Origin of the sequence: Pseudanabaena sp. 'Roaring Creek', assembly GCF_001402795.1 — a bacterium.
Classification (GTDB): Bacteria; Cyanobacteriota; Cyanobacteriia; order Pseudanabaenales; family Pseudanabaenaceae; genus Pseudanabaena.
In genome coordinates this window covers 1-12,385 of sequence record NZ_LIRE01000204.1, presented here as the reverse complement: position 1 = coordinate 12,385, position 12,385 = coordinate 1, and the positions used below count along the sequence as shown (strand labels likewise).

Genomic DNA, 12,385 nt, shown 5'->3' with positions numbered 1-12,385 from the left:
TCAAAGCCCGTTTTAAATTATCCCGAACTCACGTTAATTACGAATTGAGATTTTTAAATTCGTAATTCATAATTCGTAATTTATAACCTAAACCGCAACAGATACAGGACTATCGAGCTTCTTCAACTGCTGTACTAGCAAGCTGAGGAATAACCCAACATCGGTAACTACGCCCACGGACTCCACGGAACCGCGATCGGAAAGCTTGGTCACAACCGCAGGATTGATATCCACACAGACCATCTTGACACCAGCGGGAGTCATGTTACCCACACCGATAGAATGCAGCATCGAGGAAAGCATCAAAATCATATCTGCACCGCGAATTTGTTCGCTATACAGGCGTTGTGCTTCCAATAGATCCATTATCGTGTCAGGTAAAGGACCATCATCGCGAATAGAACCAGCGAGGACAAAGGGAACATCGTTTTTAACGCATTCGTACATTACACCAGTCTTCACAAAACCAGCTTCCACAGCCCTGTGAATGCTGCCATAGCGACGAACGGAGTTAATTACCTTTAGGTGATGGCGATGCCCGCCCTTGACGCTGACCCCACGCTTGAGATCGACACCAAGGGAAGTTCCCATCGAGGACTGTTCCATATCGTGAACGGCGATCGCATTACCACCGAGCATCGATTGCACATAGCCTTCACGAATCAAGTAGGCAAGGTGGGGCGCACCACCAGTATGCACGACTACGGGACCACAGGAGACAACTAACTTGCCGCCGCGATCGCGAATTTGGCGAAGTTCCCATGCGATTTGTTCGACCACGAGTTCGACACGACGTTCGCTAGATACCCCTGCACCCATAAAGGAAAATTCTTCTTTCTTGGCAGTATCTCTGGCTTCAGGCTTGCGTACCGTCCGCACGCCATCGTAACCGACAACAACGCGATCGCCTACGACGAGATCGCGCAACAGCTTGCAGGTAGCAGTTTTACCATCGGGGCTGATGGCGATCGCTGCATCCATGCGCTGATTTTTGCAGCGGAGCCATTCACCATCAACACAGGCATCGGTAGGATAAATGGTGGATACATAAAAGTCATCAGGGGCGACTCCATCCTGTAATACTGGCTCCAGATTGGCATCGGAGGTATCGCGATCTTGTAAAACTGCGCCGATTTCGATCAGTTCGCCCATAATCGTTTCCATGAGGTCATGGGAGGGAGCTGAAATCCGAATCTTTGCCAAAGATGTGCTTTGTCTCTGTTCGCCGAGATTGAATTCTAATACTTGGAAACTGCCGCCGTTATCCGTTACCAAATCGAGGGCACGGTTAATAATCCCTGAATCGAGTAAATGTCCCGTTAGTTCGACAATTCTGGCTTCCACAATACTGGGTTCGACATCGGCTAGTTCACTAGCAATGGGAACTTCGATGGTTCTCAGGGTTAAACATTTTGCGGCTCCACCTGCCTTGAGGAATTCGGTGAGCGGCGTTTCGATCACATTAAACCCAGCATCGTTAATACGCTGCTTGAGGCGATCGCTGATTTTATTCATCACCACATGGCGATCGACATTCACCGCATTACAGGAGAAGGTGACAGCATCAGCCTCTTCGATCGCAATCCGTTTATTCGCAGGAATCCGCATTTCAATCAAGCGATTGGAATAGGAATCAAAAGCAGGAGGATAGTAGAGTAAGTAGCCGTCAGTAAGAGGACAGAAGCAGGTATCTAAATGATAGAAGCGATTATCAATCAGACGTAGGGATAAAACTTCGACATTTAACCACTTGGCAAGGTAGGGGTGAGCATCTAGTTCTGAACGGAAACCATAGCCAGCCCATAACCAACCACCTGAGCGATCGAATAGGGCATCACCTGCACCTTCAAAGGGTAAATCCTTGGGCAATTCAAACACGGTAAATCCCTTAGACTCAAACCATGCCTTGAAGTAGGGTTCTTCGCCTTGGCGTTCTTTATGTAAAAAACGACTCAGCACCGCCTTGTCACCTAATACCAATCCAGCATTGGCAGTGAATACCATGTCTGGCCAGCCCTTGGCAGGGGGCACTAGCTCAACATTGACTAGCCCCTTGAGGACTTCATACAGTTTTTGCCATTGCTCCACAGCGCGATCGCGGCTAGATTTGTGAACGTTGCCCTCCATCCAAGGATTGATCACATAATCTACATCGTAGTGATCGGGGGCGCACATCAGATAATTCAGTTGGGCAGTCATAAATCAAAGTAAATAATTGGGGAGAACGCAAAATTTGGCACGATGACAGCTACCAAAATTTGCCAAACAATCACACCGAACAATTGCACCAAACAATTGCACCAAACAATTGCTAAGGTGCCAATCTTTAATCATACCTAATGCCCAATACTGAAAGCGTCTCTAAAAGTTATCATCTCTTGATAATTACCCCGTAATATCTAATTAATAAATGGCTACGCCATTTATTAATTAGATATTACTTAACGTCAGTTCGAGTTAAGCTGACAAATTTTCTGACAAATTTTTTGACAAATTCTCAAAGCCCAGCATTAGAAGCCTTGCTAAGCAAGGCTTCTAATGCTGGGCTTTGAGAAAGGGTTTGCTACGCAAACCCTTTCTCAAAGCCCGTTTCAAATTATCCCGCACTCACGTTACTTAGATTTTTGAATATTGCCAAAAAAACTATTGCAAACTATTGCATATATATTTGAATTAGTATACATTACTATCAGACCCATCCTATTCCCCCCCGTGTGGGTCTAGTATCCCCGAAATGGCAATTACTTCCGAAAGGGGTAAGCGCAAATCAGTAGACCTAGAGCTATCCGCTACACATACGGTATGGTGGCTGCTGATGCCGAAGGGATATTTTGTATTTCTAAAACCAAATAAACAAAAAAGCTCGCGTTGCGAGTTTTTTTGTTGCTTTTTTTTTGAGAAAGTCTCGCGACCCCAAAAGAGAGGTGCGGCAATTCTTGCCGCACCTCTCTTTTACAGCAATTATCGATCAAATTTCCTTGGTCTGGGTTTGAGCGCAAAGCGCTGTAGGTTTTATACCAAGTCACAAAAGTGAGATCCCACTTTAGTGAATTAAAAAACAAACCCAGTCAGGTTTTGCGATTCTCAAAATGGCGTTGCCATTTTGAGAATTGATATTAGCCACCAATTTGGGACATCGTACGGAAATAACTCTGGCGATCGCCAGTTCCGCGATCGCGTTCTTTAAAGTTAATTTCATCTTTGAGTTGTAGTAATTCTCTGACCGCGATGCGCAACTCCGCAGCATCCTTGCCCTGACGCAGCGATGTTTTGAGATCGATCTGTCCTAACTCATTTAATAAACATGGACGCAGTAACCCATCCGCTGACAGCCGCATCCGATTGCAGCGATCGCAAAAGCACTCGGACATCTGACTAATAAAGCCTAAAGTTCCCTTAGCGTTGGGAATCTGAAATACATCGGCGGGACCATTTCCCTTACATTTACCCGCATCCAAGCCATAGCGATCGCCAATTTGTTGTCGCAGCGTTGCCGAATCCACCCAACCTTTATAGGTAAATAGATGGTCATTACCAATGGGCATGAATTCAATAAATCGGATATGCCAGCGACGATCGATGCTTAGGGCGGCGAGGTCTAAAATTTCGCGATCGTTGACATCGGGGACGACGACAACATTTAACTTCAGCGGATCGAAGCCAACCTCATAGGCGGCAAGGATTCCTGCCCATACCTTTTCCCAGAGATTGCGCCCCGTAATTTGCCGAAATACATCCCGATCTAGAGAATCGAGACTGATATTGATCCTTCGCAAACCAGCTTCGTAAAGAGGTTTTGCCAAATCTTCCAGCAAAAAACCATTAGTGGTCATCGATAAATCTTCCACCCCTGACAAATTGGCGATCGCCTCTATCAAATTCACCAGATCGCGACGTAGTAGGGGCTCTCCTCCCGTCAGCCGAAACTTTTTAAATCCAAGCGGAATAAATACCTCTTTTAAAAGAGTAATTAACTCTCCATTGGTGAGGCTCTCTTGAGCCTGAATATAGTCGACCTCCGCTCCTTCAGGCATACAGTAGGTGCAGCGAAAATTACAGCGATCGATCAGACTGATGCGAAGGTAGTCAACGGTGTTCACAGATTTTTGTCCTTGTCACTGATAGCGATCTCTGCATATATCATAAAGGACTTCGATTTAGGGCTTAAAGTCAGAACCCCTATTCTCTGGATCTTTACTTGGTTCTAAGTAGCTTGGCGAAATTATAGCTACCGCCAGTCTTGTTAGGACAAAATTAAAACCCAAGATCTTGTTGTCGCGCGGAGCGCGACAACAAGATCTTGGGTTTTATGTCCTGATACAGTTGGCGGTAGCTATAAAATCCAAAACCAGAGAGAGTAACGCCCGCTACGCGGGCGGCACTCTCTTCTAGGTTTTACAGAACCACAAGGAGATTGCTGAAAGCGTTGCTTTGCAACGCTTTCAGCAATCTCCTTGGTTTGGGTTTAAGCGCAAAGCGTTGTAAGTTTACTTATACTTAGCTACTTAAGTATTTGTCCCAAGTATTATGATAAGAAAACAAACGATCAAAATGTGTTAAACCATGACCTCACAGTACGCCTATATACGCGGAACATTCGTACCCCTCGAAGATGCCACAATTAACGTCCGCACCCACGCATTTCTATATGGTACGGCTGTATTTGAAGGGATTAAGGCGTATTGGTTACCTGAAGAAAACCGCATGGCGGCATTTCGCCTCAAAGAACATTATCAACGACTGATCCAGAGCTGTCGTATTATCGGGTTGCAGCATCCTCTAGATATTGATGCAATGATCGATATCACCAAAGAACTGATCCATCGCAATCATTGTAACTCAGCGACCTATTTACGTCCGATTATCTATAAGTCTGACCTGCGGATTGGACCGATTCTCAAGGTTCCCCATACCCACGACGATTTCTGCTTGTTCAGCGTGCCTATGGATGGCTATCTCGACACTAGCAATGGCATTAAAGTAGGTGTATCTTCATGGCGGCGCTTAGATGATAACGCCATTCCTGCTCGCGCTAAAGTAAATGGTGCTTATGTAAATACCGCCCTTGCAAAAACCGATGGCTATGCTTCGGGGTTTGATGATGTCGTCGTCTTAACTAATGAAGGGCATGTAGCGGAAGGAAGCGCCATGAATCTATTTTTGGTAAGAGATGGCAAATTAATCACTAGCTCGATCACCGATAACATCCTTGAGGGCATCACCCGCAGTTCGGTAATAGAACTAGCTGCCAAGGAACTAGGGCTAGAATCCGTATCCCGTACGATCGATCGCACGGAATTGTATATTGCGGATGAAGCATTCTTTGTCGGTACGGCTACTGAACTTGCCCCCATTACCAGTTTCGATCATCGTCCCGTAGGCGATGGTGCGATCGGGGAAATCACCAAGAAACTTCGCGATCTATACAGCAAAGCTGTGCATGGGCTTCTTCCCGATTACCACCATTGGCTGACTAAAGTTTAAACTCCTTGCAAAACATCCTTTAAAACCAAGAAGGCGACGCAATGCGTCGCCTTCTTGGTTCAATTTATAGAGGTAGCCAGTTATGTTAGGACAAGCCCAAAACCCAAAATAGAGTTGCGGCGCTACGCGCCGCAACTCTATTTTGGGTTTTAGGTCTTAACGACAATGGCTATGGCTATAGCGTTAATTAGCCTATGATTTTGCGCCCACTATTCCCTTAATAGTTTGCCAAAAGCCTTTACTATCAGTCTTTGCCCCTTTCTCTATCTCTTTTGTCTCAGTGATCGGGCTATCAGGTTTGAAATCAATTAGTAAAACTACCCTCGTGCGATCGCCGCGATTCCAAGCTTCATGCTCAGTCGTATCATCAAACACGAAACATTTCCCTTCTTGCCAATTTCTAATTTCATCGCCAACCCGCAGGCTGCATCCATCACAACCGATTAATCCTAAGTGACAGCGCAAAACCCCATCGGGATAGCCAGTATGAGCCGCAATATGTGTTCCAGGGACGAGGGAAGAAAAACCAGCGGTGACCATATTCGGGATTTTTTCGACCAGTTTAGTGGTTTCTGGGCAAATCTGACAGTTTTTGCCAAGCTTCATGCCAAAAGCGTATAAGCCAAAGGTCTGCCAACCTTTGCCATAGAGATGTTTTTCTGGCCAATCGAGAAAATCGTTACTGCTGAGTTGTTCTAGTTCTTGCTTGATGACTTGCCAATTTTCTTCTAATGGCTGGATAAATTCATAGTCTGAATTATTTTTGTACATATATTACTTGCCTCCAACTCCCCATTGCTTAAGTGTACGGATGGCTAAAATTTTTACAGAATTACCAATTGTTTTTGCAATTTCAACGGGACCGCCCACACGGCTCAAAACTTTTACCGAGAAAACTACCCATTCCCATCCCCTACCAATCTCCACTAAAAGAGAAGGTTTTTGGTTGGAGGCATCAGATTTAGAATCAGGATCTGTAGGATACATATTTGTTTACATGCTTACCTATTGCTTTTAAAAGGTAAGTTTACTATCGAAAATACGCCAAAGTTTTACCCTATTACACCCTACTAAGTAGTTAGGCGCGATTAACTACGAAAAATTAGAACCTGTGGCTCACGCGCAGAGAGCCACAGGGGTTTTTGGTTTTTAATTATGTCCAGTTGTCAAGTTTACAAATATTTAGAATCTCGGTAGTGCCAAATCGGTAAGAATAGGCGGCACTTGAGTCTGACCGTTAGCGCGATACCAGAATCTGTATAGAGACGATCGCGGCGATCGGTCGCATCTGAGTAGCATAATTTGGCAGTGATGGGCGATCGCTATTAAATAAGGTCGTTCCTCATCGCCTGCTCGACCTTAAGAAATTTTGCAAAGATTTATGACAAAACCTAAACGCATTGGTATTTTAACGAGTGGTGGTGATTGTGGTGGACTAAATGCCGTAATTCGGGCTGTAGTGCGTCGGGCTCGTGACTATGATATGGAGATCTATGGCATTAAGGGCGCAACCCAAGGGCTAATGAATCGCCCAGTCGAGGCGGAGTTACTCGACATGAAAAAAGTTTCAGGAATTCTTCGTTATGGAGGCACAATTTTAGGAACCGTGAATAAGGGAAATCCCTTTGCCTATCCGATGACTGATGGCTCGATTGTCGATCGCGCCGCAGAAGTAATCGAGGGATATCACAAGCTGGGCTTAGATGCGCTAATTGGTATCGGTGGCGATGGGAGTTTGGCGATCCTGCGTCGCCTTGCCCAGCAGGGAAATATGAATTTGGTTGCCGTTCCGAAAACAATTGATAACGATCTGGGGGCAACCGAAAACTCAATCGGATTTAATACGGCTGTGACGGTTGCTGTGGAAGCCCTCGATCGCCTGACCTATACGGCAATTAGCCATAGTCGCGTCATGATCCTAGAAGTGATGGGACGGGATGCAGGGCATATCGCTGTGAGTGCGGGAATTGCGGGAGGTGCTCATGTCGTGTTGATTCCAGAGATTCCCTACGACCTCGATGAAGTATGCGATCGCCTGATGAATCGAGCCTTGAGAGGGTTTAATTTCAGCACGATGGTGGTGGCGGAAGCAGTCAAAACGCCAACGGGGGAGCCCGTTAAGTACACTAATAGTCTCGGACAGACCCTCTATGGTGGTATCGGTCAATATCTTGGCGATCAAATTAGCATCCGCACGGGCATGGAGAGCCGCGTTACGATCTTGGGACATGTGCAGAGAGGCAGTACGCCATCGCCGCTAGATCGCATTCTTGGCGCAGCTTTCGGCGTAGCAGCAGTGGATTTAATCTCCCAAAACAAATACGATCGCATGGTGGCATGGGTAAATCGCGAAGTCATCGATGTTCCGATTGAGGAGGCGATCGCTCAATATAGCGCGGTGGATGTGCATGGCACGTTGGTGCGAACGGCGATCGGCTTGGGTACTTATGTGGGAGAAATCGATCAACTTATTTCTTAGCTATTGCCACTCGTGTTAAGTAGCTAGCCCGAAAACCTGTAGCGCACGCGCAGCGTGCGCTACAGGTTTTCGGGCTAGCTACTTTTTACATTTTGCGATCGCGCTGAGAACGCAAAGCGCTATAGTTAAGAAATTTGTCTAGTTAAAGCTTCAGCCTATGTCTAGTCGCCTCAAAGCTCTGCTCTATTACATTTCGGCGCGATTGCTACTTGCCCCGATTATGTTATGGGCGATCGCTTCCATCGTCTTTCTGTTAATGCGAGCGACCCCAGGCGATCCCATTGATGCGATTTTAGGTCCTCGCGCTCCCGAATCAGTAAAAGTCGCGCTTCGCGAACAGGTCGGATTAACGGGTTCTCTGTTCTCCCAGTACTGGGAATATATGAAGGATCTGCTCCATTTTAATCTGGGTAAGTCAATTAGTACACGCGAGCAAACTGTCTGGCAAATTATTAAAAACTTTTTCCCTGCTACCGCCGAGCTAGCCATATATGCCTTGCTCATTGCTTTGGCGATCGGCTTGACAGTCGGAATCGTGGCAGCATTACGCCCAAATACCAAGTGGGATGTGGGCGGGAGACTCTTTGGGATTATTACCTATTCCCTGCCGCTTTTTTGGGTAGGGATGATTTTGCAATTGATATTTTCAGTACAACTGGGATGGTTACCAATCGGGACGAGATTTCCTGCCAGCACAGAGCCTCCCGTTAATGTATTTGGTTTATATACCATTGATGCGCTGCTCAAAGGTGATTGGAATAGTTTTTGGACGAGCATTCAGTATCTGATCTTGCCCGCCACCAGCTTGGGAATCGTCATTAGTGGCATTTTTGAGCGGATTGTACGGGTGAATCTGAGACAAACTTTGCAATCTGACTATGTAGAAGCTGCCAAGGCTAGAGGAATTAATCCTAGCGCTATTTTATTTAACCATGCGCTCAAAAACGCCATGATTCCCGTAATTACGATTCTCGGTTTGACCCTAGCTTCGATGTTAGGTGGAGCAGTCTTAACCGAGGTGACGTTCTCATGGCCGGGATTGGCTAATCGTTTGTTTGAGGCGATTTCAGGACGAGACTATCCCGTGGTACAGGGAATAATCGTATTTTTTGCAATCATCGTCACGATTGCGAGTATTCTCGTAGACATCATTAACGCTTGGATCGATCCGAGGATTCGATATTAACTTGCACCACCCAAAACTTATTTTTCGGTACTAGCTAACTTTATGAAAATTAAATCTGTTTTTGTTGGGATTGCGGTAGTTGGGGTTTTGCTACTGGTACTAAGCTTTAGCACGGTGGCAAAGGTTTTGGGTGCGAATCCACAGAATGTTTTACTGGGTGTGAAAACCCAGCCCCAAGCCGTTAATTTTTTGCCCCAGCGATCGCCATTATTTTGGTCTTTTTTGATCAATCCCGATCGCCTAGAGTTATTTTCTCAATTAGCCGTCAAGCCTAGCGAACGTCGCGAAGTGCGCCAAGCCGTGGCAGCCCTCAAACAACAATTGCAACAAAACTGGTTGCTTGACTACGATCGCGATATTCAGCCTTGGCTCGATCAAGAAATTACACTTGCCTTAACCGATACCGATCTCGATCGCCAACCCAATAATGGATTGCAATCTGGTTATTTATTAGCTTTTGCCGCGAAGGATAGCAATCTTGCCAAAACAAGTATTGATGCATTTTGGCAAAGATTAGCGGTAAATGGCTCTGATTTGGGCTTTGAGCAATATCAGGGCGTTTCAATTTTGAGCAGTTTTGCCGAAGATCGACCAGCGATCGCGGGTACTATTTTAGGTAAATTTGTCCTATTTGCGAACGATTCGAGGGTCTTAAAAGAGGTAATCGCCACATGGCGATCGCCTGACTTAGCGCTGGCGAGCCTCGATACCTATCGCGCTCGCCAAGCGCCCATTCTTGATAAAAATAATGGCAAGGTCGCTGTTGCCTATGTGAATCTTGCCGAACTGGGAGAGGATTTACCCAAAGAAAGTTTGTTAATGGATTTGCGGTTTGATAAGGCTAGTATCAAAGCAAAGACCTCCCTGATCTTCGCCAATCAAAGTACTGAAACCTCGCCCGATCAATCTATAAGTAAATCAACAGATAAATCAACAGATAAATCAACAGAACCTAAAACTTCTCAAAAGACCTTGGGAAATATGGCGAGTGTCATTCCTTCAGGAAGTTCGGTCGTGATTGGGACTAACCTCGGACAAACCGTAGCAAGTTTAAAGAAAACACTTGCCCCTGAATGGCAAAACCTCTTGGCAAAAGCGATCGCTCCCATTCCTCTAGAGAGCAGTGCCTTGACATGGGCGCAAGGTGACTACGCGATCGCCTTGATTCCTCAACCCCATAGCCATCCCGATTGGCTAATAGTCGCCAAAGTAGAAGATGCCGAGACCGCAAAAACGGCGATCGAGTCCCTCGACGATCTAGCCAGAAATAAACTAACTGTGGGGGAAATATCGCTCGAACAGCAGCCTGTAACAGTCTGGACAAAGCTCATCGCGTCGGACAATAGCGAAAATGGTGAAGTATCTGGCAAAGCGATCGCCTTGCATACCCAAACCAAAGACTATCTATATCTATCCAATTCACTGAAAATTTTAGAATCGGCATTAACGATCAAAAATAGCGCTTCAATTGCTTCATCAAAAGACTTTAAAAAGATCGTAGCTGAGTTACCAAAAAACCTTTCGGACTACGGATATATTAATAATAGCTTTGGGTTTTCTTGGTTGCAGACAAGCATCTCAGATCTTAAGTTTTGGAACAAAATTCCTCAAGAAATCAACAATACTTCTCTTGTTAAAATTATTAAACATCTAGAATCAGGCTCTTTTACTAATACTTTTACCAATGAAAGTAGCTCTACAGATATATTTAATGGAGAAATTGAATTATTTCTTAAATAATTATAGCAATCCTCAATGGTTTGTGGAAGCGCCCCCCTTTTTTGGCGGTGTTGTTTCAAAAATGGATAATAGAGAGATTAGTTGAATAACACTGATTTCACTCTCTTTTTTGTTCTCCATGATGGCACTTGCCACAACTACTCCTTGCTGTTGACAAAATAGCGGTACCTATAGCGTTGATGATTTCGATTCTAGATCTCCTATTCGCTAGGGGATCTAGAATCGATTGGAAATAAAGCAACTTTATGTTGTATTCTGTAGTGATTTTCTGAGTCCCCTACTCGCTAGGGGACTCTTTTGCCTTGAGAATATCGCTCACTAGTAATGCTCCCAGTCCCGAACATTTTTCAGAACAATATCGAAAATCTTTTCTTTGAAAGACAGCCTTTTTAATACCCACTCCCTAGTCATGATGCTTACGGCGATCGCTTTGCAAACACCCTATTGTTTTATATGTTAAGCATGATTATTTCAGCATAATTAAAACTAAAACTAGAGGGCGTACCAATCGCTATGCGATCGGTACGCTCTTCTGAGCTTTAAGGGTGTAACCAAAACGCCGGACTTTCACCAGAAGATTTATCAGGTACCTTACCTAATCACAATAATCTTGAAGGTTTGGTAGACTATCTCAAAAATCCTACTACCTATGATGGAGAGATCGAAATCTCCGAACTTCACCCAAGCATCAAGAGTTCCGAAATTTTTTCGCAAATGAGAAATCTCACTGATGAAGATCTGGAAAGTATTACAGGTCATATTCTACTTCAGCCTAAAATTGCTGGTATCAAATGGGGTGGTGGCAAAATATATTATTAATTGACTGAGTATTTAACGCGATCGGGCTATAGCAAGGTAAGGAATCCCCAAAGATGAGTGGCGGCGCGAAGCGCCGCCACTCATCTTCGGGGAAGTGATACCAATTCACGAAAGTATGACAATACCTTTAAGTAGCTAAGCCTAGCAGAGAGTAACGCCCGCGTAGCGGGCATTACTCTCTCTGCTTTTGGTTACTTATTGTGTAGGTGTTTTTGAATCAAGTCCTCGATTTTTTCTGACTGAAACTTCTTAGCAAATTGCAGAATTGTTTGGATAAAAGGTTGATAGCGGGCATCCTTTTGCTCGATTTCCTTTGCCACTTCCGTCACTTTTTTGATTAAGCCATCTCGTGCTAACTCTAGCAAGATTCGTAAATCCACAGGATCGGGAGCAATTATCTCTGGCTCAGCATCGTTAACCTGTGTTACCGTTTCTTCATAATTCCAAGTGAGTTGGAGATGGGTGGCTAAAGCATTGAATAAATCTTCAGCATGAACGGGCTTGGCGAGGAAATCATCGCCCCCCGCTTCGAGACTCAACTGGCGATCGATATTGGATACGGAAGCCGATGAGACAATAACCTTTAGGTGACGCAAGCTCCGATCGCTCCGTAAATGTTTCAATAGCTCAAAGCCATCCATAACGGGCATAGATAAATCGAGAATGACCAGATCGGG

9 protein-coding genes, 1 pseudogene and 1 riboswitch are annotated in these 12,385 nt (G+C 45.1%); of the genes and pseudogenes, 5 read left to right on the top strand and 5 right to left on the bottom strand.

Annotation, left to right across the window (positions count from 1 at the left end):
- Positions 1-87: 87 nt before the first annotated feature.
- Together AC805_RS06670 and moaA are read right to left on the bottom strand one after the other, a co-directional pair.
- Positions 88-2,199 (bottom strand): TIGR00300 family protein, encoded by a 2,112-nt coding sequence (locus AC805_RS06670; protein ID WP_055074693.1) that lies wholly within the window; start codon positions 2,197-2,199, stop codon positions 88-90.
- A gap of 527 nt (positions 2,200-2,726) precedes the next feature.
- A riboswitch (cyclic di-GMP riboswitch) is annotated at positions 2,727-2,823 on the top strand.
- A 293-nt stretch (positions 2,824-3,116) separates the two neighbouring features.
- Positions 3,117-4,100, bottom strand: a complete 984-nt coding sequence (gene moaA / locus AC805_RS06665) for a GTP 3',8-cyclase MoaA (protein ID WP_055074692.1) — start codon at positions 4,098-4,100, stop codon at positions 3,117-3,119.
- 463 nt (positions 4,101-4,563) lie between these two features.
- On the opposite strand from moaA, the gene AC805_RS06660 reads away from it, so the two are divergent.
- A complete protein-coding gene (locus tag AC805_RS06660) occupies positions 4,564-5,484 on the top strand; it encodes a branched-chain amino acid transaminase (RefSeq protein ID WP_055074691.1) in 921 nt (306 codons plus the stop codon).
- 192 nt (positions 5,485-5,676) lie between these two features.
- Here AC805_RS06660 and AC805_RS06655 read toward each other — a convergent pair whose 3' ends face one another.
- Entirely contained in the window at positions 5,677-6,255 is a 579-nt protein-coding gene (locus AC805_RS06655; RefSeq protein ID WP_055074690.1) for an aspartyl/asparaginyl beta-hydroxylase domain-containing protein, read from the bottom strand.
- Between the two features lie 3 nt (positions 6,256-6,258).
- Positions 6,259-6,471 (bottom strand): hypothetical protein, encoded by a 213-nt coding sequence (locus tag AC805_RS06650; RefSeq protein WP_055074689.1) that lies wholly within the window; start codon positions 6,469-6,471, stop codon positions 6,259-6,261.
- Positions 6,472-6,865: 394 nt separating this feature from the next.
- On the opposite strand from AC805_RS06650, the gene AC805_RS06645 reads away from it, so the two are divergent.
- The 4 genes and pseudogenes from AC805_RS06645 to psbV all read left to right on the top strand — a co-directional run.
- Positions 6,866-7,963, top strand: coding sequence for an ATP-dependent 6-phosphofructokinase (locus AC805_RS06645; RefSeq protein ID WP_055074688.1), 1,098 nt, complete (start codon positions 6,866-6,868; stop codon positions 7,961-7,963).
- A 157-nt stretch (positions 7,964-8,120) separates the two neighbouring features.
- Positions 8,121-9,149 (top strand): ABC transporter permease, encoded by a 1,029-nt coding sequence (locus tag AC805_RS06640; protein WP_055074687.1) that lies wholly within the window; start codon positions 8,121-8,123, stop codon positions 9,147-9,149.
- 42 nt (positions 9,150-9,191) lie between these two features.
- On the top strand, positions 9,192-10,889 hold the full coding sequence (locus AC805_RS06635; protein WP_055074686.1) for a DUF3352 domain-containing protein: 1,698 nt from the start codon (positions 9,192-9,194) through the stop codon (positions 10,887-10,889).
- Between the two features lie 549 nt (positions 10,890-11,438).
- A pseudogene (psbV, locus tag AC805_RS06630) lies at positions 11,439-11,708 on the top strand (cytochrome c-550); the annotation flags it as partial.
- Positions 11,709-11,899: 191 nt separating this feature from the next.
- Here psbV and AC805_RS06625 read toward each other — a convergent pair.
- Positions 11,900-12,385 (bottom strand): response regulator (locus AC805_RS06625; RefSeq protein ID WP_072143542.1); only part of this gene is annotated, 486 nt, incomplete at its 5' end.